Raw genomic sequence first — 20554 nt, 5'->3', positions numbered from 1 at the left:
ACGCATTTCCTGTTCTATTGCCTGATTACGAATTCGGGCCACCGATGGCGGCCCGATCGAATTGGGTTTGGAAAGCTGTCACTTTGCCTTGTCGAAAGCCTGCGAAAGCTGATCGACCGTGCCGTGAAGCGCACCGAGGCCGCCCCCGACGAGATACCAATTCTGAGCGTTCAGATAGACGACCTGGTCCTTCTTCCAGGCATTGGTCTGGCGCACGAGGTCGTTGTCGAGAACCTGCTTGGCCGAATTGCCTTCCCGACCAATCGCCGCATCGCGGTCGATGACGAACAACCAATCCGGGTTGGTTTCCAGGATGAATTCCGAGCTGGCAGGCTGGCCATGATTGCCAGTGGAAAGGTCTGGCGCTGCCGGCTTGACGCCGAAGCTCTCATGAAGGACTCCGAAGCGCGAACCAGGACCAAAGGCGCTGATCTTTCCGCCGGATGTGAGGATAAGAAGCCCTGTACCCTTATTGGCAGCCTTTTCCTTCAGGGCAGCAAGCGCAGCATCAAGCTTTTGGACTTCAGCCTTTGCTTCTGCTTCCTTTCCGAAAATCTGGCCAAGTTTTTCCACATTGGCTTCAGTGTCGGCGATAAAGTTTTTCGCGTTGGTAGTGAGATCAATCGTAGGTGCGATTTTCGAAAGTTCACCGTATTTCGCGGCTGAACGGCCTGCCACGATGATGAGATCAGGCTCTGCCGCGTTGACGGCCTCATAATCAGGCTCGAACAATGTGCCGATCTTTACGTATTCATCGCCCTGATATTTCTTCATATATTCAGGAAACGATATGCCGCTGGGAACGCCGGTTACTTTGACGCCGAGACGGTCAAGATTGTCGAGGGTACCAAGATCGAAAACCAGTATTTTTTCCGGTGAGGCTGGAACCGCTGTTTCACCTTGGGCATGCTTGACGGTTAAATCCGCGGCATTTGCAGATGCAGCGACGCCAAGTGCCACGACAGCGGCACCACACAAGCGGGAAACCTGTTGAGCGATATTCAGCATGGTGTTCGATCCTTTCATCAATCCTGTGCAGTCAAGTATCTTCGCCGTCAAAGACGGAGAGGTAAAATTCAGTTGTTTTTAACGATGGGAGCTTTTCCGAGCAGGATGAAATCGAGGCTGTCTTCTACCGTTAACGGTATCATTGATCCGTGGCTCTCATCTTCAAAACGACGGAACGCTGCATCCATTTGCGGCAGTTCAGAAAGCTCCTTGAAGATATCCGCACCAGAGGGCCCGCCGCGCAGTTTCTTCAACCGGTTATCATCCTGCTTCGTCTGGCCAGGCCGGTTACCGCGTTTGCCCGAGGTTTCTATAAGCAAGCGAATGGGGCGAAGGCTATCCTTGGAACTCGTGACGAACTGATCCTTATCTTTCAAAATTGAGCGATCATTCCACCAGATCGATGGGTCTGCTGCACTATAACTCTGGAAAGAAGCCGGGTGGTTGAACAGGGCATATAGTGTAAACAACCCGCCCAGAGAGTGCCCGAATAAAGCCTGCCGGTCTTTGTCGATGTTGAAACGCTTTTCGATCTCAGGCTTCACCTGATTGTCGATGAAGTTGAAGAAGGCATCTCGTCCTCCTGTCTTCGGTACATTGAAGTGAACCGGGATCAGATCATCGCGTGTGGGAGGGGTGAGGTCGAAATATCTCAGGCGGACAATTTCTTCCGGATTGTCGGTGGGATAACCGATGCCGACAAAGACAGCTTTCAATGCTGGGTTTTCCGCCATGCGTTTTGCAGCAATCGGCAACATGCGATTGCCGTCAATCATGTATATGACCGGGTAACCGCCTTCGGGTGCCGCACCTTTGGGGGAAGCAGTGAATATACGGTAGGCAAGGCCATTGGCCTCCATGTCAAACGACGAAGTGACAGGCTCGGCAGCTTGCACGGTTGAAGTGGTAAGTATCCCCGTCATTGTCAGGCACACCCATTTTACGACCATCGTCGCTACGCTCATAGGAGCATCCCATCAGTGGAAGACGCCAGCCGTTGGGGCGGGCGTCTTGGCTTGCAATCCTAGAAGCGGGAGGTCATTCCGACCCAGAGACGACGCCCATCGACGACTGAATTGAAGTCATCCACGTCCACCTTCTTGTCGAAGATGTTGTAAACGGCGGCATTCAAGGTGACATTCTCGCTGAAGTCATAAGACCCGCCAATATCGAAGGTCGCATAGGGCTTGTATTTACGGGCGACCACCTTGCCGTTTCTGTAGACGGGTTCGCCGGCTGTTCCGATACGCGCGCCCGCATTGGTTTCTTCGCCATGGTAGTTACCGGCTGCCCATGCGCTCAGGCCTTCAACCGGCGTTATCCAGTCCGCACGCAGGCTCGCCATGTGCTTCGGCGTGCGTGCCAGAGGCAAGCCCTTGTAATCACCTGTCTGCTGTTCGGAGTCGGTGTAGGTATAGTTACCGCGTAAGGTGATCGTGTCGGTTGCTTCCCAGTTGAAGGTGAGTTCCACACCCTGCATCACGGCTTCATCGATGTTGAAGCTGTACCAGAGGCGATAATTGGGATCTTCGCTCCAGCGAACAGGATCACCGTTCGCATCCGTGATCAATGCATTGCTGATCTTGTCCTTGAAATCCGTGTAGAAATACGTTGCGCCCAGACGAAGGCCGGACTGATTGTCCCAGAGAACACTCGCTTCATAGCTCGTGCTCTTTTCTGGCTGCAGGTCCGGATCGCCGATGATCACGCCACAGGTGCCGTTAGGACCGTATGAGCATCCCGCCCCACCCGTCGTATAAGCGTACCCAGGGGCGATAGTGCGCAGTTCTGGTGCGCGGAAACCTGTGGAGATGCCGCCCTTGAACGTCAACTGTTCAGTTGCGTGCCAGACGGCGTAGCCGCGCGGGCTGAAATGCGATCCATAAATCTCATGGTCATCCATGCGCAGGCCACCCGTCAGGGCGAAGTCCGGGGTGATCCACCATTCGTCTTCGGCAAAGAGCGCCCACTGGCGGACACTGAATTCCTCGTCCAAACCGGTGCGACGTCCCGGGTTTTGATCGGTGAGCACTGATTGCATGAACTGCCCCCCTGTTACCAGGGTGTGATTTCCGTAGAATTCAAACGGCGTTGTGAACTTGCCATCGAGCACAGAGTTGCGGATGTGCGGAGAACGTAGATTCTCGACATAGCTCTTCGTCTTCTTGTCCCAGTTGAAATTGGTGCGCTCCGCCCATTCCTGCTGGAACGAGAACTCCGATGTTGTCGGACCCCAGCGGCCGGTGTGGCTGATAGACCAATGATCGCGATCATTGTAGTTGTAGGAGTCCGAACCCGACGCTGCCGTATTGCCAACGGTGGAGTCGCGACGAAGGCGCGTCTTTCCCAGTTCGAGCATGATATCGTGATCTTCATTCGGCGTGATCGTGACACGCCCCGTGATGTCGATATCCTTCTGCTCAGGCGTGCCGCTGACGATATTGTCTTCCTGCCGCTTGAGACCACGCCCCCAGAGCTGAACGCCCACAAGATTGGGAACCAGCGGCCCGGTCATATAGTAGGAGCCTTGCAATGAGTTTCCGAATTTGGAGTGCTGCTGTACCGTGCCGTCGACCGAGAAAGAGCCGCTCCACGTGTCCGACACCTTTTTGGTGATCACGTTGATAACGCCGCCCATGGCGTCCGATCCGTAGAGCGAGGACATTGGGCCGCGAATGACTTCGATCCGTTCAATGGCGTTCGCCGGTGGCAGGAAGCTCTGCTCGAAGCCGGAGTTGCCGTTGGTGCGAGCGTCGCGGGTGCTCTGCCGCTTGCCGTCTACCAGAAGCAGCGTGTAGGAGCCGGGAAGACCGCGAATGAAAATGTCCTTTTCAGCCGCGGGACCGGTTACAGCTACGCCTTGTACATCTTTTAGAGCGTCCGTCAGATCGCGATAGACGCCTTTTTCCAACTCTTCTCCGGGAACGACGGTGATACTTGCGGGCGCGTCGGTTATGTTTTGTTCGAACCCGGTCGCCGTGACAACGATCTGTTTGAGTTTGACGGCTCCGTCGGCACTCGTCTCGACGGCTGCTTCCGCTGCCTTTTTCTTGGCGCTCGCCTCTGAAGATGCTTCTTCTGTGGCCTTGGTCGCGGTTTGCGCGTTCGCAACCGCTTCGCTCAAAAGCAGCGCTGTGGAAAGACACGTGCCCGCAAGGATCGCCCGGTACACGAGCGGTTTGCCAGCCATACGCCTGTTTTGTGTACCATCGGCCCACAATCCCCGAAACAAGCTCGTCATTTTCGTCACCGTTTAAAGTTGAGTTTTCAAGTCTCCTTATGTATGGCGATAAGGTGACGTCAATCGTCATGTTTTATAAGCATTCTAAGTTCCAAAAACTGCAAATGAACGGGCACAAAAGTGATGTCGGGCAAGGACGCGGAAACACAGCAGCAAACGGCGAAAGGTGAGAACGAAAGCCTTCGCTTGGGACAATTACGCCTGCTGATCGCTCTTGATGCACTTCTTGTGGAGGGCAGTGTGGGCGGTGCTGCAAAGCAGATGGGGTTGAGCATTGCGGCGATGAGTCGGCTGCTTGGCCAGATCCGCGAGAAGTTTAACGACCCCATTCTGGTTCGCTCGGGACGTAACATGGTGGCCACGCCAAAAGCTGAAGCGTTGCGTGCGCGTTTGCGACGCCTTGCGAATGAAGCTGAAACACTCCTCAATTTGAATCTCGCCGAAGTGCCGAAATCCAGTTGCACCGGCCATCATGGCTGGAACCGAAGCGCCATCGTCGCACCGCCGCCGCTCGGGATCCGTAAGGTGGTCGAGCTTGAAAACCACCCCACGCCGGAACAGCTTGCGGCGCAGTTCGCGGACATCCAGGGCGAAAATGATCCGGTCAGGAGGCTTGCAAAATATATCGCTGTGGTAGGGCGAAAAGCCGGGCACACCCGCCCGCTGGAAATGTCCGAAGCCGAGGATGCTTTCACGACGATTTTCACAGGGAATGCCGATCCGATGCAGATCAGTGCATTACTACGGCTTATTCACTACCGTGGAGAAACTGCACCGGAACTGGCTGGCATGGCGCGGGCGGCAAGAAGAATTTACTCAGCCGACGCCGGACTGAATATGCCTGCACTGGATTGGCCAGCCTATCTGTCGCCCAATTCCATGCAATCACCGTGGTTCATGCTTTCGGCATTGCTGGTCGCCCGGGCTGGCTTTCCGGTTGTCCTGCACGGAAACTGCGGTACCGGCGAGATATCGGGCAAGCTTGAGATCGCTGCTGAAGCTATCAATCTTCCGATCGCGACATCACACTCTTTGGCGAAAGATGCATTGAGAGCACACGGCATATGCTTCATGCCTATGGCCGGTTTCGCTCCCCAGATCCATGCGCTGATGGCACTCTACCCCCTATTTGAGTCGCGTTCATCGATGAACAGCCTCGTTCATCTGCTTAATCCGATGAACCTCAAGGCATCTTTCCTTGGGGTTACCCAACCCGCATATCGCAAATTGCATCGCGATGCAGGTGCGCTTCTTGGCTTGCCGTCGATCTCGGTTGTTTCGACCAGCCGCGATGTTGCGGAACTGGTTCCACACAGGGCCCATACCGTCCACAGACTTCTGGACGGTCGTGAAATAGATCTGCTGCTTCCCACACTATCCAGAGAGAGCGGAGACAAGCATTCGAACTTCAGCTCATTTGAATACTGGTATGGCGTCTGGTCCGGTGCGGCCGTGGACAAGCGCGCAGAAAATACAATCGTTGCCACCGCTGCCATGGGGATGATGACGGCAGCATCTGCCGACAATGAAAGCTATGCGCTGTTCTTCGATAAGGCTGGAGAACTCTGGCGCAATCGGCATAGCCAAACGGCAGGATGATTCAAAATCAGCTGCAATTGCGGAACTTGAATCTGTTTCACGTTCCGCAAAATTTGAAAAAGCTTTCCCTGCGGCTGTCCGGGATGGCAAGTCCATGCTTTGTCTACTGATTTTATAGGCTTTATCTTCTCCCCGTAAGTTCGATTGCGAAAGGGGAGCGCCGATGGTTAGTCCGATATTCGGTGAGGCGGGAACGTCGATTTTCGAGGCGATGTCGCGGCTTTCCGGTGAGCGCGGAGCTATTAATCTGGGACAGGGTTTCCCGGAAGGCTTTGAGCCAACTGAACTCCTTGACGCTGCTGCCCTCGCTCTTCGTGAAACTTCACAACAGTACCCACCCATGATGGGCCTGCCCGTCCTCCGTCAGGCGGTTGCAGAAAACACGAGACGTTTTCTTGGCCTCGACATTGACTGGGAAAAGGAAGTTCTCGTCACTTCCGGCGCTACGGAAGCGCTAGCCGATACGTTTCTGGCACATCTGAACACGGGCGACGAGGTAATTCTGTTCGAGCCAGCTTACGATGCTTATGCAACGCTTATTCGTCGTGCTGGAGGAACGGTGGTCCCAGTGCGGCTGAAGCCGCCTCTGTGGGAATTACCGCGAGAAGAGTTGGCAAAAGTCATCTCTTCACGGACGAGGCTGATTGTCGTCAACACGCCGATGAACCCGGTAGGCAAAATATTCGATCTCGATGAACTGGAGTTTCTCGCCGATCTCGCCATCAAGCATGATCTTCTGATCGTATCGGACGAGGTCTACGAGCATCTCGTCTTCGATGAAAGGCCGTTTCATTCCTTATGGAGCGTTGAAAAAATACGTGACCGTGTGGTGCGTATTGGCTCTGCCGGAAAGAGCTTTTCCCTGACGGGTTGGAAGGTTGGTTATGTTACCGCCTCCGAGACGATTCTTGCGCCAATTGCCCGCGCGCATCAGTATGTAACCTTTACCACGCCCCCGGCTTTGCAAACGGCAGTGGCGGTCGGGTTAAGCTTGCCGGACAGTTATTTCACCGGCCTTCGTGCGGCGCTGGCATCACGGAGAGACTTTCTGGTCGAAGGGCTGAAATCTGCGGGGTTCGAAGTCGCCGATGTACCAGGCACTTATTTTGCGGTGGCGGACATACGAGCACTTGATAGCGGAGATGATGATCTCGATTTCTGCCGACGTTTGACGCTTGAAGCAGGCGTAACACCTGTGCCCATCTCGTCCTTTTACGGTGCGCGCGATGTGCGCAGCCATGTGCGTTTCTGTTTCGCGAAGCGCGAAGAAACGCTGCAGGAAGCCAGTTCAAGGCTGGCACAGTGGAACAATGAACGCAAACGGCGCGCTGCGTAAGCGTGCCTCAAAAACAACTACAGGGAAAATGACATGCATCCAGTTTCATTGTTGCGCGGGGCTGTTTCCGCAGCACTCTTTTCCGTCCTCCTCGCTTCACCTGCATTTGCGGAAAAAATCCGTTTCGGCGTGACTTCTGGTCCACATGCGGAAATCGCCGAAGCACTGGCACCCGTCGCCAAGGCAAAGGGATTGGAAATAGAGATTGTGGAGTTCTCGGACGGCGCACTGATCGACCCGGCAACGAATGATGGTGATCTCGACGCCAATGGCTTCCAGCATACACCGTATTTCGACCAGCAGAACAAGGATCGAGGTCTCAGCCTTGTTGCCGTCGGCGGGCGTACTGTGCTGTTGCCGATGGCCGGATATTCGCACAAATATAAATCACTTGGCGAACTGCCGGAGGGGGCACAGATTTCGATCCCCAATGATCCCAGCAATGCGGGTCGTGCCCTGAAACTTCTCGAGGCGGGGGGCGTTCTCAAGCTCACACCAGGGGTGACTTTCAACGCAACCGAACTCGATATCGTTGATAATCCGAAGAAGGTCAAAATTATTCCAATGGAAACGGCCCAGCTTCCCCGGTCGCTGGAAGACGTGGATTTTTCCGTTATCACTTCGCATTTCGCGCTGAGTGCCGGGCTGGTGCCGAGCCGTGATGCGATTTTGATTGAAGATCAGCTATCCGATTATTTCTGCCTGCTTGCTGTCGCGGAAAAGAACAAGGATGCGCCGTGGGTCCAGACGCTGATCGAATCCTACAAGTCTCCAGACGTCAAAGCGTTCATCGAGAAGAAATTCGGCGGCAACATCATAGCGGGTTGGTAGAGATGAACGTGCTCGTACGCAGCGAAAATGTGTCGAATAGGGCGCTGGGTGATATGACACCACCGCAGTCGATCATCGACATACGTTCGCTGACAAAGACCTATGATGAGAAGGCTGGTCCGGTCATCGACAATGTTTCGCTTCAGATTGAAAAGGGAACCATTCACGGTATCATTGGCCGCTCAGGTGCGGGGAAGAGTACACTGGTCCGTTGCCTGAACGGACTGGTGCATCCAAGCGATGGGAAAGTCTTTTTTTCGGGCCGTGAGATCACAACGCTCCGGCAAGAAGAACTACGGCAGGTCAGGCGTGAAGTATCAATGATATTTCAGCATTTTAGCCTCCTTTCCTCACGAACTGCTTATGGTAATGTAGCTCTGCCGTTGGAACTCGCCGGTATTGATCGGAAAACTATAAAATCGCGTGTTAACGATCTGCTAGAGCTGGTGGGGCTCAAGGAAAAGGCCGGTGCTTATCCATCGGAACTGTCAGGCGGTCAGAAGCAGCGTGTCGGCATAGCGCGGGCATTGGCTCTGGAGCCCAGCGTCCTGCTATCCGATGAGGCTACCTCAGCGCTTGATCCCGAAACCACGGAACAAATTCTTTCTTTATTGAAAGACATCAATCGACGCCTCGGCCTGACGATTGTGCTTATCACGCATGAAATGGAGGTAGTACGCGACATCGCTGACTATGTGACGGTTCTCGATGGCGGTAGGATCGTTGAAAGTGGTCCGACTTTCGATGTTTTCGCTTTTCCGCAATCCCCGACCGCCCGGTCGTTTCTGGCAAGCATCGTTGCTCATGATCTTCCGGCGGAAGTGTCTCGGCGGCTACTGCCGGAACCTGTAGCGGGATCGGATCCCGTTCTGCGGATCGTATTCTCCGGTGATGCCGCCCATGCGCCTGTCGTTGCAACGCTTGTGCAGCGTTTCGGGATAAATCCGAACATACTGCATGGACGTATAGACTATATTTGCAGCAAACCTCTGGGCATCATGACGCTTGTCGCTGAGCACGGTCCGGCTGATCTTGCCGCTGTCCGAAGCTATCTTTCTTCACTCAATCTTCATGGAGAGGTTATCGGCCATGTTGTCCGATCTGCTTCCCCCGGCGCTCGCCGGGCTCTTGCTTGAATCGCTGAGGCAGACGGCCATTATGGTGGCCGCATCAGCTGTCCTGTCCACTTTGATCGGCCTACCGCTGGGCGTCGCGCTGATTGTTACCGGCCCGGGCCAGTTTCTTGAACGACCGGCTTTCAACCGCATAGCAGGCGCGATCGTCAATCTGGTTCGATCCACGCCGTTCATCATCCTGATGGTGGCGATCATTCCCCTGACGCGCCTGATTGCCGGAACCACGGTTGGCACCTATGCGGCCATCGTTCCTCTGACAGTGGCAATCGTACCCTTATACGCGCGACTGGCGGAAACGGCGATGCGTGAAGTAGACCAAAGCCTGATCGAGGCTGCGGAAAGCATGGGTGCGACGCCTATCCAGATCATCTTCAAGGTGCTGCTCCCAGAGGCACTGCCAGGGATTATTGCCGGGCAAACGGTTACCCTTGTCAGCCTTGTCGGATACTCGGCGATGGCAGGAACGGTCGGCGGCGGTGGCCTGGGCGATCTCGGGATTCGTTTCGGATATCAACGCTTCATGCCGGAAGTCATGATAGCCGTTGTCATCATTCTGGTTGCAATCGTGCAATCCATTCAGATTACTGGCGATTATGCCGCTCGCCTTGTCAATTACCGCGTGGCCCGCAGCCGTCGCTCGCGCTAAGAATTTTCAGGAGGTTTCCATGACCATACATACCACGCCGATCAACCTGCCTTTGCTTGATCTGTCCCGTTTCAACGGAAGTGCGGAGGAGCGCGGCAGCTTTATTGAAGAATTGCGCCGGACGCTTCACGACCACGGTTTTTTCTATCTTACGGGCCACGGCGTCGATCCGAAACTCGTGGAAGACGTGGTAAGTACGGCGAAGAAGTTCTTCGCACTGCCCGCGGAAGAAAAGCTGAAGATCGAAATGGTGAAGTCGCCCCATTTTCGAGGCTACAATCGAGCTGGCTTTGAACGGACACGCGGCCAGCAGGACTGGCGTGAACAGCTGGATATCAATACTGAATCGGAGCCCGCTGTAATTGGTTCGGACAGCCCGGCGTGGAAGCGTCTGATCGGCCCGAACCAATGGCCGGATGCGTTGCCGGAACTCAAGCCGTTGCTGCTTGCCTATCAGGCCGAGGTGACGCGTGTCGGCATTGACATTCTGAAAGCCATCGCTGCTGCATTGGGACAGCCGGAAGACTTTTTCGCCCAGATTTACGAACCGCATCCGTCTCAGCTCTTGAAGATCATTCGTTATCCGGGCCGCGATGTGGCGGAAAGCGAACAAGGGGTGGGTGCCCATAAGGATGGCGGCTTCGTTACTGTTCTCCTGCAGGATGTTGTTCCCGGTTTGAGGGTTCAACGCGAAGATGGCGAATGGATCGATGCGCCTCCAGTCCCAGGCACCTTTGTCATCAATACCGGGGAACTGCTTGAGCTTGCCACGAACGGATTCGTGCGGGCGGATGTACACGGCGTCGTCGCGCCGCCAGCAGGTGTTGAACGTTTCTCAGTCGCGTTCTTCCTTGGCGCTCGTTACGATGCGACTATTCCGGTTATCGATTTGCCGGAGGAGTTGAAGACCAAGGAACGCGGCGTGACTGTGGACGCGCTTAATCCGATCTTCCGCGAGGTAGGTGCAAATAATCTCAAAAGTCGCCTCCGGTCGCATCCGGATGTCGCACGCGCCCATCACGCCGATTTGCTGCCTCCCGAACAGTTGGCAGAACACACGCAGGGATCGGCATACTGATCGTTTTATTGCCGTTTTGACGGGGCGTATCGTTCTTTGTGAACCGGGACGCCCCCTTGCCCATCCCTTAACGGCCAATTGCGCTGGTATCGTCAGTCGCCAAGGAATGGGTCGGGGGTATGTCGACAATTCGCTTCTTGAGATCGTGCTCTGTTGAGCGATGCTGCCTATCATTTGCGTGTCAGCGGATATTTTAAAGCTGTGATTGTTGACAGGCCAGAGGCGGCGACAACCATTTGGCGGTAGTCTTTGCCGATTTGATCGGCCGGTTTCACCTCAATTTTGCAGAAATTTCGGCAAATTGACCGTAGACTTGTCATTTTGAACAATTTGCCCCCTACAAATTTAACAAATCCACGGCTTGATCGGTCAAAGCATCAATGGAAATCTCCCTATACTTATATAAGCGTGACGTAGGGAGGGGATCGCTGAAATGCCTGTAATGCCCGAATTGTGTGCCGATACCATAGTTTATAACGGTACGATCTGGTGTGGATACGAAGAGGGCACAGTTGAAGCCCTGGCCATCTGGCAAGGCAAGGTGCTTGCTACGGGTACGAAGGACCAGATATGGTCCTTGAAGGGCGACAAAACCCGTTTGATCGACCTCGAAGGGCGCTTCGCGACACCCGGATTAAATGATGCCCATCTGCATCTTATCTCGGTCGGGCTTACACTCAAATGGATTGATGCGACACCGCAGGCCGCGCCAACATTACAGAGCCTGCTTGATGCCATTCGCGAGAAGGCTGCTTCTGCGCCTCCCGGGACCTGGATCAAAGCACGCGGTTATGACCAGACCAAGCTCGATATCGGTCGTCATCCCCATAAGTCGGAGCTCGATGCGGTCGCTCCAAACCATCCCGTCATGCTTGTACGTGCTTGTGGCCACGTGTCGATCTTCAACTCGAAAGCCTTTGAGCTGGCGGGTGTGGATGAAAACTTCCCGGTACCGGAAGGCGGTTTGATCGAGCAGAAAAATGGCGTTCTGACCGGAATGGTGGCTGAAAATGCTCAAGGCGCCGTTCGCAGGGCTATCCCCAAGGCGACGACGGAAGAAATGATCGAAGCCATCGAAGCTGCGGGCAATCTGCTTCTTTCCTACGGCATTACCAGCGTTATGGATGCCGCTGTCGGTCAGGTGGCGGGCTTCGATGAAATCCGTGCCTATAACATCGCGAAGCTGCAAAAGCGTTTGCCTGTACGCACGTGGCTCGTACTGCTTGGCGACCCAGGACCTTCCATCGTTGAGGAATGCTATAAAGCAGGGCTTGTTTCCGGTGTTGGTGACGACATGCTGACGGTCGGTGCCGTCAAGATTTTCCTCGATGGCTCAGCAGGCGGGCGGACCGCGTGGATGAGCAAGCCTTATCTCGGCGACGACAACAATATCGGTGTCCAGATATTACCGGACGCGGAATTGGAAGCGCTGGTGCTGGACGCGCATAAGAAGGGTTACCAACTGGCATGCCACGCTATCGGCGATGCAGCAATCGGCCAGCTGATCACGGCCTATGAAAAGGCGCTAGTCGCTTATCCCGATCCCGATCGCCGCCATCGTATCGAGCATTGCGGTTTCTCCACGCCAGCGCAACACGAGCGGATGAAGAAGGCCGGCATTTATCCGTGCCCGCAACAGGTCTTCATCTATGATTTTGGAGATGCCTATATTTCTGTTCTCGGCGAGGAACGCGCCCTTTCAAGCTACCCGCTGAAGACCTGGAAAAACCTGGGTTTCAAGCCCGCGACCGGCAGCGATGCGCCGGTTTGTCACCCCAATCCCTATCCGAATATCTATTCGATGCTGACCCGTGAAACGGGCAAGGGGACGGTGATGGATGCCCGCGAGTGCGTGACCATTGAAGAGGCTCTGCAGGTTTACACCGAGTTCGGAGCTTTTTCTCAGAAGTTGGAGAATGTGAAGGGCAAGCTCGTACCTGGAGAGGTTGCCGATATTGCAGTTTTCACGCGCAACATGCTCACAGCAAAGCCGGAAGAAATTCTCAATGACACGCATTGTGTTCTTACCCTGCGCGATGGTGAGATCGTGTTCGAACGGTCGTGAAGCGATACTCCGGTTCCTGCCGGATCATAAAAAGAATTGAAGCGGAAACGCTTCGGCGCAATGTCGGACAGCGAAGTTTCGGTGGAACTGTCCGAACGAACGGTTCATCTGAATCGCAAGAATGACACTTATGAAGGGGAACAATATGAGAAAATTTGCATTGCTGGCGGCGCTGTCCGCAGCTCTGTTGACGGGAACGGCAACCTATGCTGCGGATGAACCGCGTTCAGGGGGCGTTATCAATTTTGTCGCGCCTTACGGCGACAGCTTCTCGACGCTGGACATTCAGGCATCGCCTGCCACGCAAGATGAGTTCTACGCCAAAGCTATCCACCGCACGCTCTATGATTGGGATGCCGATTTGAACAAGCCGGTGCTCGGTCTTGCAACGGACGTGGCCGTGTCCGACGACCGGCTCGTCTATACCTACAAGCTTCGTCAGGATGCATTTTTCCACAATGGCAAGCCTTTGACGGCAGACGACATTATCTGGAGCTACACACGGATAATGGACCCGAAAAAGGCATTCCCACCAGCACGCTATATTGCCGAGATCAAAGGGGCGGAGGAATATACGCAGGGCAAGGCCAAGGAAATTTCCGGTCTGAAGAAGATCGATGACCATACGCTCGAGATCACATTGAAGCAGCCGATCGATCCGGGTTTCCAGTTTATGCGTAACAACACTGCAATCTATCCTGCAGGCGAGGGGGACAGTGAGGAGTTTCAGCGTCACCCCGTCGGTCTCGGACCATACAAGTTTGCCGAATATGTTCCCGGCTCACGCCTCACGGTCGAGAAGTGGGACAAATACTACGAGAAGGGCAAGCCTTACGCCGACAAGATCAATATCATGATCATGGGTGATGCGGCGGCGCGCGATGTCGCGTTCCGTAACAAGGAAATCGATGTTGCTGTGCTTGGCCCCGCGCAGTACACTGCCTATCTTGCCGACCCCGAACTGGCGAAGAACATGGTCGAGGTGGCGGAAGTTTATACGCGCGCCGTCGGCTTCAACCCGGAATTCAAGCCGTTCCAGGACAAGCGCGTCCGTCAGGCAATCAACTACGCGATCGATAGCGATCTCATCATCAAGCGTCTGGTCAAGGACAAGGCCTATCGTGCTGTAGGTTGGCTTCCAAACTCATCACCAGCCTTCGACAAGGATGCGAAGCCATATCCGTATGATCCCGAAAAAGCGAAAGCCTTGCTCGCAGAAGCCGGATATCCAGATGGTTTCGAGTTCGAACTGACTGCAACGCAGAATGAGAGCTGGGGTTTGACCATTGTTCAGGCGATCATTCCGATGCTCGCCAAGGTCGGCATCAAGGTGAAGGCCAAGCCGGTAGAGGCCTCTGTGCTTGCTGATGTGGTTCCGGCTGGCAATTTCCAGGCCTATATGTGGTCGCTCGAAAGCGGGCCCGATGCACTCACCGCGATGCAGTGCTTCTATTCCGCGACGCCGCAATCCGCATGCAATTATCAAAAATTCTCCAATGCGGAATTCGACAAGATTGTCGACGAAGCCAAGGTGGCAAAAACCGAAGAAGAGAAGAACGAACTTCTGAAGAAGGCGAACAATCTGTTGCAGGAAGAAGCGCCGGTCTGGTTCTTCAACTACAACAAGGCAGTGATGGCACACCAGCCATGGCTGCATGGCCTGCAGCCGAACTCGGCGGAACTCGCGGTTCAGTCCTATGAAAAGCTCTGGGTGGACGACACGGTTCCGGCCGGTCGCTAGTTCCAGCTGTTCTGGATCGGCCCGCTCTTTCTCGGGCGGGCCACTGATCCCCTTTGCTCCAGCGTAATCGGCGCTGATCCGAAAGGAGGACCGTGTGCTCTATTTTATTTTCCGGCGCGTCCTACAGATGATACCGACGGTCGTGGCGGTATCGTTGTTGATTTTCGTTATCTTCAGCGTGGTTCCAGGTAGCATCGCTTCCGGCCTTATCGCCAATGGCAAGGGCATGAACGATCCGAAAATGGTCGAGAAGATCACCCAGGAATTCGGGCTCGACAAGCCTGTTCATGTGCGTTTCGGTAACTATCTCGTTCAGTTGGCGCAGTTCGATCTAGGGACTTCTTATCGTTCAAGGCAGCCGGTTATCTCGCTTATTCAGGAGCGAATGTGGCCCACGCTGAAGCTCGCTTTTGCCGCGATGGGACTTGCTATCCTGATCGGGGTGCCGCTCGGATTTCTCGCAGCGTTGAAACCCGGAAGCATTCTTGACAGCGTGACCATGATAGGAGCGGTTTCGGGTCTTTCCTTGCCGCAATTCTGGTTGGGTCTGCTCGCCATGTATCTCTTTGCATTGACGCTCGGATGGCTGCCGAGCTTCGGTTATGGCGACGGCGGCATCAGAAATATTATCCTCCCGGCGCTCACTCTGGGTGTCGCGCCCCTTGCACTGTTGGCAAGAACGACGCGAGCAGCCGTGCTTGAAGTGATGGGTGCCGATTTCATTCGAACAGCGCGTTCCAAAGGCATGAGCAGCTTTCGGCTTGTGAAATGGCATGTCATGCGAAATGCGCTGGTGCTGATCATCACGACTATCGGCCTGCAGTTCGGATCGATGATGGGGCAGGCCGTGGTGGTGGAGAAACTTTTCTCGTGGCCGGGTCTTGGTTCCTTGCTGATTGATAGCGTTTCGCTGCGCGACATCCCCGTCGTGCAGGGGGCAATTCTCGTAATCGTGTTGTGGTTTCTGGTTATCAATACGATCGTTGACATCCTCTACGCGGTTATCGACCCGCGTATAAGCCACGAGTAAGCCCATGAAGCTCCGTTTCAATCTCGTATTCGGCGGTTTCATATGCATCGTCATCGCGGCGGCGGCGATTTTTGCGCCGCTGCTGGCCCACTATAACCCGGTCCTTGATGCCGATTTGATGAACGCCGAACTGCCACCTGACGCACAATTCTGGTTTGGTACCGATGCACAGGGGCGCGATGTCTACTCGCGCATCCTCTATGGCGCACAGGTGTCGCTGACCGTCGGCGTCGTCTCGCAATGCATCAACACTGTCATTGGTTTGTGTTTTGGCATTTCCGCTGGCTATTTCGGCGGATGGTGGGACGATTTCGTCAACGGTCTGACAAATCTGATGCTGGCGATACCGTCGCTCATCTTCGCTCTGGCAATCATGGCTGTCCTCGGCCCCGGTTTGCCGAGCCTTCTGCTTGCTCTGGGTTTGACGAACTGGTCCTGGACCTGCCGGATTGCGCGCAGCTCAACCCTTTCTCTCAAGAAACAGGGATATGTTCAGGCCGCCAAGATGCTCGGTTATAGCGATGTCCGCATCATGATCACGCAGATTGTGCCGAACATGATCGGCCCGATCCTTGTTATCGGCACTCTTGGAATGGGCGATGCTATCCTTGCGGAAGCAGCTCTTTCCTACCTTGGTCTCGGTATCAGCCCCCCCGATCCAAGCTGGGGGAACATGCTCACCGATGCGCGAGAACTGATTGTGAATGCGCCCTGGGCTGCGGTGTTTCCGGGCCTGGCCATCTTCCTCACGGTACTCGGACTCAATTTGTTCGGCGACGGTCTTCGTGACTGGCTCGACCCGCATATGAGGACGCGCAAAGTATGAGCGAACAACCACTTCTAGAAGTCGAAAATCTTCGCATCGATATCGTTTCCGGTTCAAGCAAACATAACGTGGTCGAGGATGTATCTTTCACAATCGCCGCTGGCGAGACCTTTGGTCTGGTGGGCGAGTCCGGCTGCGGAAAGAGCATCACCGCGCTGTCCATGATAGGGCTGTTGCGTAAGCCGCTGTCGATTACCGGAGGCGCGATCCGCTTCAAAGGACAGGACCTGCGAGCCATGTCGTCGCGCGAAGTGCGAAAGCTGCGTGGCAATCGTATCGCGATGATTTTTCAGGAACCGATGACCGCCCTTAATCCCCTGTCACCAGTGGGAAGGCAGATTGCGGAAATGTTTGTGCTGCATCACGGGGCAACCTGGCATGAGGCAGAACGCAAGGCGATTGAAGCGCTTGCCAGCGTTCAGGTGCCCGCCCCAGAGCAGCGCGTGAAGAACTATCCGCATCAGATGTCTGGCGGCATGCGCCAGCGTGTGATGATCGCGATCGCCCTTGCATGCAATCCCGATCTGCTGATCGCCGATGAACCCACGACCGCGCTTGACGTAACTGTTCAGGCAGAAATTCTGCGTCTTATGCAGGAACTTTGCACGGCACGAGGGACTTCCGTTCTCATGATCAGCCATGATCTTGGGGTTATTGCGAAAATGTGTCGTCGCGTGGGTGTCATGTATGCCGGGCATCTGGTCGAGGAGCGTGTAACGGCGGGTCTGTTTCATCATCCGGCACATCCTTACGCACATGGTCTTCTGGCGTCCCTGCCGCAGCTTGGATCGCGCCAGACGGAAGGCCAGTTACGGCTTCAGGAAATCGAGGGTGTCGTGCCATCGATTTCCGCTTTTCCAAAAGGCTGTCGGTTCGAGCCGCGTTGCACGCGTGCAACCGATATTTGCCGTGCGCAAAAGCCGGGCTGGACGCCGCTTGAGGATGCCGGTGAGGTGAGGTGCTTCCATCATGAATGATCTACATTCAACCAAACTGGCAGAACCTTTGGTTCGCATCGATGATGTCTGCGTTTACTTCCCGGTGAGCGGTGGAATTTTCAGTCGTTCCAAGCAATTGTTGCGCGCCGTCAACAATCTCAGCCTGACGCTTAACAAAGGCGAGTGCCTTTCCATTGTAGGGGAGTCTGGTTGCGGTAAGTCCACACTGGCCCTCTCCATAGTCGGTTTGCAGAAACCGACCAGTGGGCAAATCTATTTTGAAGGACGTCCGATCACAGGCAAGAATGAACCTTCCCGTCTGGAACGGTCGAAGATGGCGCAGATGGTCTTTCAAGATCCGTTTGCTTCACTCAATCCTCGCCAGACGGTGTACACGTCGCTCGCTGCACCTTTGCGACTTCACGGCGTGAAATCGCGTAGCGAAATCGACGGTCGCATTGAAGAGATCCTACGCCTCGTGGGTTTGAAACCCGAGCAGGCGAGACGTTTTCCGCACGAATTTTCCGGCGGTCAACGCCAGCGTATAGGGATCGCACGGGCGCTGTTACTTAATCCGAAAGTCATCGTGCTCGATGAGCCGGTTTCGGCCCTTGATGTCTCGATCCGGGCGCAGATCATCAATCTGCTCCTGGAGCTGAAGGAGCGGCTTGGCCTTTCCTACATCATGATCAGCCACGACCTGAGCGTCGTGGAGCATATGAGCGACCGGGTGGCGGTCATGTATTTCGGGCAGATTGTCGAAAGTGGTCCGTGGGATCGGATATTCTCGAATCCAACCCATCCTTATACCCGGCGGCTGATTTCGGCCATTCCTGACCCGATGACTGAACTGACGGGCGGTCGACTGATTGACGATCGAAACCCGCCGCCGCCGCCTGCCGGTTATGCGTTTTACCCAGAAAGCTTCGGCACGCATGACGTTCATGAAATACCGCCTCCCACGCAATTGATAGATATTGGTGGAGAGCAGCGCATCCGTGTTATGAATAAACCCTGATTTGCAATAAAAAGCGCCGCTAAACGGCGCTTTTATCGCTATATTGGAAGTTCAGCCGCTGATGAGCTTGACTTCCATGAAGTCCTCCAGCCCCCATTTGCCGCCTTCGCGACCATTACCCGACTGCTTGTAGCCACCGAACGGGCTGCCCGGCGCGCGCGACGTGCCATTGATCTGCACCATGCCGGCACGCAACTTTCGAGCCACGCGTTTCGCCCGTTCCGGGCTGCCGGTCTGGATATAGGCTGCAAGTCCGTAAGGCGTGTCATTGGCAATGGCGATGGCTTCTTCTTCCGTATCGAAGGGGATCATGGCCAGCACCGGTCCGAAGATTTCTTCGCGGGCAATCGTCATGTCATTATTCACATCGGCAAAGACGGTTGGTTTGACGAAATCCCCTTCGGTAAATCCATCGGGACGCCCCGTTCCACCAGCCACAAGCCGAGCACCTTCGTCGATGCCCTTCTGGATCAGTTTCTGCACTTTCTCGAACTGGATCGAAGAGGAAAGCGGGCCGATATGATTGCCTTCTTCTGCCGGGTCACCAACCTTCGTGCCTTCCGCCACCTTCCTGGCGAGTTCGACCGCTTTGTCGTAGACCGAACGTTCGACCAGCATGCGCGTCGGCGCATTGCAGGACTGGCCGGTATTTTCGAAACAATGGGCAAGGCTGCGGGCAATGGTCTTTTCGAGGTCGGCATCGGCGAAAACGATATTCGGCGACTTGCCGCCAAGTTCAAGTGAAACCCGCTTCACCGTTGCTGCTGCAGCTCGAGAGACCGCTGTGCCCGCGCGCGTCGAACCGGTGAACGACATCATGTCGACATCCGGATGCTGCGACAGGGCCTCACCAACGACAGCACCTTCGCCATTGACGAGATTGAACACACCTTGCGGGAAACCAGCTTCATCCACAAATTCGGCGAAGAGCATGGCCGACATGGGGGCAATCTCGGATGGCTTCAGTATGACGGTGCAGCCGACAGCTAGCGCAGGGATAACTTTCAGCGCAATCTGGTTCATTGGCCAGTTCCAGGGCGTGATGAGGCCGCAAACGCCAATCGGTTCGCGCACTATCGTCTGGTTCGGAAATTTCGGAGAAAGAAGCTCTTCGAACTCGAAATTCTCGAATGCTGCGATGAAGGCTTTGGTATGCGATAGGCCTGCCGCAGCCTGCGATTCCCGCGCAAGCGTGATTGGCGCTCCCATTTCCAGCGAGATCGCCTTGGCCATTTCCTCAAGACGGGCTTCATAAATTTCCACGAGCCGTCGAATATAACCGATGCGGTCCGCGGCAGAAGTTTCGCTCCAGGAGGGGAATGCCTTGCGGGCAGCTGCGACCGCCAGGTCAATGTCTTTCGCAGAGCCTGCAGAGATTACGGCATAAGGCTTCTCGTTAGCGGGATTAATGACCTCAATGGAGTTGGCCTCTACCGGAGCGCGCCATGCGCCATCGATATAGAAGTCCGTTTTCTGAATGAGGTTTTTCTGAAGCATCGTGCCGTCCTCCGTCGCGCTTAATGTCCCGGGTCGTTTCAAGCCGACCCGGTTTGTTTTTTGACACTAATACCCGGACATTGCAGCGTCAAAACAGAAGGCTGCATGGAAGCATCAATTTTTCTTATTCATTATCGTAAGCCTCAATCTCGACGCCCAAAGCGGCCAGTCCTTCCTCGAGGTAATCTCCGAGAAGCGGTGTGCCGATAAGATACTTGGCCTCCCGACCATTATCGCGGTCGGCAGCGGTTGACAGGGCTTCGTCCCATTCGTCGGCGCTGAAATCACCACGTCCTACCCACATCAGCGCCAGCAGTTCCTGTCGTTCGTCTATGTTCAGAGAACGAATAGCCGCAAAAAGTTCCTTTCGAGTGGGATTGGTCAGCGAGGCATCGAGAATATCAACTTCGTTGTCATCGCTGGCGTTGGATCCGGAGTCTTCATCGGTAGCGGGAACCTGAACATCATATTCCCGAGCTTTGGTGATAATAAATTCCAAATTCTCGATATTGTTGACCAACTCGACCACGCTCGCCTCCGTCACCTTGGCTATTTGTCAAACAA

17 protein-coding genes are annotated in these 20554 nt (G+C 54.9%); 12 read left to right on the top strand and 5 right to left on the bottom strand.

Going from position 1 to position 20554, the window contains the following annotated elements; all coding sequences use genetic code 11:
• Nucleotides 1–78: 78 nt before the first annotated feature.
• Genes ABWW28_RS10225 through ABWW28_RS10215 form a run of 3 tightly spaced genes read right to left on the bottom strand, consistent with a single transcriptional unit; the run spans nt 79 to nt 4198 of the window.
• The gene (locus ABWW28_RS10225) at nt 79–1026 is read right to left on the bottom strand and encodes a siderophore ABC transporter substrate-binding protein (protein ID WP_376780754.1); all 948 of its coding nucleotides are present in this window, start codon (nt 1024–1026) and stop codon (nt 79–81) included.
• A 50-nt stretch (nt 1027–1076) separates the two neighbouring features.
• The gene (locus tag ABWW28_RS10220) at nt 1077–1973 is read right to left on the bottom strand and encodes an alpha/beta hydrolase (protein ID WP_176587633.1); all 897 of its coding nucleotides are present in this window, start codon (nt 1971–1973) and stop codon (nt 1077–1079) included.
• A 59-nt stretch (nt 1974–2032) separates the two neighbouring features.
• Nucleotides 2033–4198 carry a TonB-dependent receptor domain-containing protein gene (locus tag ABWW28_RS10215; RefSeq protein ID WP_176588014.1) on the bottom strand — a complete coding sequence of 722 codons (2166 nt, stop codon included), beginning with the start codon at nt 4196–4198 and terminating at the stop codon, nt 2033–2035.
• A 174-nt stretch (nt 4199–4372) separates the two neighbouring features.
• Between ABWW28_RS10215 and ABWW28_RS10210 the strand changes: the two genes are divergently transcribed.
• The 12 genes from ABWW28_RS10210 (at nt 4373) to ABWW28_RS10155 (ending at nt 18493) form a co-directional block, all read left to right on the top strand.
• Nucleotides 4373–5848 carry a glycosyl transferase family protein gene (locus ABWW28_RS10210; RefSeq protein ID WP_176587634.1) on the top strand — a complete coding sequence of 492 codons (1476 nt, stop codon included), beginning with the start codon at nt 4373–4375 and terminating at the stop codon, nt 5846–5848.
• A gap of 163 nt (nt 5849–6011) precedes the next feature.
• Complete coding sequence (locus ABWW28_RS10205; protein WP_176587635.1) at nt 6012–7184, top strand: aminotransferase; 1173 nt, start codon at nt 6012–6014, stop codon at nt 7182–7184.
• A 33-nt stretch (nt 7185–7217) separates the two neighbouring features.
• Nucleotides 7218–8015 carry a MetQ/NlpA family ABC transporter substrate-binding protein gene (locus tag ABWW28_RS10200; protein ID WP_176587636.1) on the top strand — a complete coding sequence of 266 codons (798 nt, stop codon included), beginning with the start codon at nt 7218–7220 and terminating at the stop codon, nt 8013–8015.
• Nucleotides 8016–8017: 2 nt separating this feature from the next.
• Nucleotides 8018–9151: a methionine ABC transporter ATP-binding protein gene (locus ABWW28_RS10195; RefSeq protein ID WP_210268867.1), complete on the top strand. Its 1134-nt coding sequence runs from the start codon at nt 8018–8020 to the stop codon at nt 9149–9151.
• Nucleotides 9105–9797 carry a methionine ABC transporter permease gene (locus ABWW28_RS10190; protein WP_176587637.1) on the top strand — a complete coding sequence of 231 codons (693 nt, stop codon included), beginning with the start codon at nt 9105–9107 and terminating at the stop codon, nt 9795–9797. The genes ABWW28_RS10195 and ABWW28_RS10190 overlap by 47 nt, the downstream gene beginning before the upstream one ends.
• Before the next feature lie 19 nt (nt 9798–9816).
• Nucleotides 9817–10875 carry an isopenicillin N synthase family dioxygenase gene (locus tag ABWW28_RS10185; RefSeq protein ID WP_176587638.1) on the top strand — a complete coding sequence of 353 codons (1059 nt, stop codon included), beginning with the start codon at nt 9817–9819 and terminating at the stop codon, nt 10873–10875.
• A 442-nt stretch (nt 10876–11317) separates the two neighbouring features.
• Nucleotides 11318–12940: an amidohydrolase gene (locus ABWW28_RS10180; protein WP_376780801.1), complete on the top strand. Its 1623-nt coding sequence runs from the start codon at nt 11318–11320 to the stop codon at nt 12938–12940.
• 145 nt (nt 12941–13085) lie between these two features.
• A complete protein-coding gene (locus ABWW28_RS10175; protein ID WP_176587640.1) occupies nt 13086–14681 on the top strand; it encodes an ABC transporter substrate-binding protein in 1596 nt (531 codons plus the stop codon).
• A 94-nt stretch (nt 14682–14775) separates the two neighbouring features.
• Nucleotides 14776–15711, top strand: a complete 936-nt coding sequence (locus ABWW28_RS10170) for an ABC transporter permease (protein ID WP_006469040.1) — start codon at nt 14776–14778, stop codon at nt 15709–15711.
• Nucleotides 15712–15715: 4 nt separating this feature from the next.
• Nucleotides 15716–16537, top strand: a complete 822-nt coding sequence (locus ABWW28_RS10165) for an ABC transporter permease (RefSeq protein WP_113476870.1) — start codon at nt 15716–15718, stop codon at nt 16535–16537.
• A complete protein-coding gene (locus tag ABWW28_RS10160) occupies nt 16534–17514 on the top strand; it encodes an ABC transporter ATP-binding protein (RefSeq protein WP_176587641.1) in 981 nt (326 codons plus the stop codon). Before ABWW28_RS10165 ends, ABWW28_RS10160 begins: the two co-directional genes overlap by 4 nt.
• Nucleotides 17507–18493, top strand: coding sequence for an ABC transporter ATP-binding protein (locus tag ABWW28_RS10155; RefSeq protein WP_176587642.1), 987 nt, complete (start codon nt 17507–17509; stop codon nt 18491–18493). The genes ABWW28_RS10160 and ABWW28_RS10155 overlap by 8 nt, the downstream gene beginning before the upstream one ends.
• 51 nt (nt 18494–18544) lie before the next feature.
• On the opposite strand, the gene ABWW28_RS10150 is transcribed toward ABWW28_RS10155, so the two are convergent.
• Both ABWW28_RS10150 and ABWW28_RS10145 read right to left on the bottom strand, forming a co-directional pair.
• Nucleotides 18545–19990 carry an aldehyde dehydrogenase family protein gene (locus ABWW28_RS10150; protein WP_176587643.1) on the bottom strand — a complete coding sequence of 482 codons (1446 nt, stop codon included), beginning with the start codon at nt 19988–19990 and terminating at the stop codon, nt 18545–18547.
• Between the two features lie 124 nt (nt 19991–20114).
• Nucleotides 20115–20519 (bottom strand): DUF3775 domain-containing protein, encoded by a 405-nt coding sequence (locus ABWW28_RS10145; RefSeq protein ID WP_176587644.1) that lies wholly within the window; start codon nt 20517–20519, stop codon nt 20115–20117.
• Nucleotides 20520–20554 lie beyond the last annotated feature (35 nt).

Origin of the sequence: Brucella sp. NBRC 14130 (assembly GCF_040371715.1) — a bacterium.
Lineage (GTDB): Bacteria > Pseudomonadota > Alphaproteobacteria > Rhizobiales > Rhizobiaceae > Brucella > Brucella intermedia.
The sequence above is the reverse complement of the archived record's forward strand: the minus strand, read 5'-3'. Positions and strand labels throughout refer to the sequence as shown.

Coding starts and splice junctions, on each gene's coding strand:
- ABWW28_RS10220 (WP_176587633.1), bottom strand. CDS start 1,973: ATGAGCGTAGCGACGATGGTCGTAAAATGGGTGTGCCTGACAATGACG.
- ABWW28_RS10155 (WP_176587642.1), top strand. CDS start 17,507: ATGAATGATCTACATTCAACCAAACTGGCAGAACCTTTGGTTCGCATC.
- ABWW28_RS10195 (WP_210268867.1), top strand. CDS start 8,018: ATGAACGTGCTCGTACGCAGCGAAAATGTGTCGAATAGGGCGCTGGGT.
- ABWW28_RS10215 (WP_176588014.1), bottom strand. CDS start 4,198: ATGGCTGGCAAACCGCTCGTGTACCGGGCGATCCTTGCGGGCACGTGT.
- ABWW28_RS10165 (WP_113476870.1), top strand. CDS start 15,716: ATGAAGCTCCGTTTCAATCTCGTATTCGGCGGTTTCATATGCATCGTC.
- ABWW28_RS10150 (WP_176587643.1), bottom strand. CDS start 19,990: ATGCTTCAGAAAAACCTCATTCAGAAAACGGACTTCTATATCGATGGC.
- ABWW28_RS10205 (WP_176587635.1), top strand. CDS start 6,012: ATGGTTAGTCCGATATTCGGTGAGGCGGGAACGTCGATTTTCGAGGCG.
- ABWW28_RS10180 (WP_376780801.1), top strand. CDS start 11,318: ATGCCCGAATTGTGTGCCGATACCATAGTTTATAACGGTACGATCTGG.
- ABWW28_RS10200 (WP_176587636.1), top strand. CDS start 7,218: ATGCATCCAGTTTCATTGTTGCGCGGGGCTGTTTCCGCAGCACTCTTT.
- ABWW28_RS10210 (WP_176587634.1), top strand. CDS start 4,373: ATGTCGGGCAAGGACGCGGAAACACAGCAGCAAACGGCGAAAGGTGAG.
- ABWW28_RS10160 (WP_176587641.1), top strand. CDS start 16,534: ATGAGCGAACAACCACTTCTAGAAGTCGAAAATCTTCGCATCGATATC.
- ABWW28_RS10190 (WP_176587637.1), top strand. CDS start 9,105: ATGTTGTCCGATCTGCTTCCCCCGGCGCTCGCCGGGCTCTTGCTTGAA.
- ABWW28_RS10225 (WP_376780754.1), bottom strand. CDS start 1,026: ATGAAAGGATCGAACACCATGCTGAATATCGCTCAACAGGTTTCCCGC.
- ABWW28_RS10175 (WP_176587640.1), top strand. CDS start 13,086: ATGAGAAAATTTGCATTGCTGGCGGCGCTGTCCGCAGCTCTGTTGACG.
- ABWW28_RS10185 (WP_176587638.1), top strand. CDS start 9,817: ATGACCATACATACCACGCCGATCAACCTGCCTTTGCTTGATCTGTCC.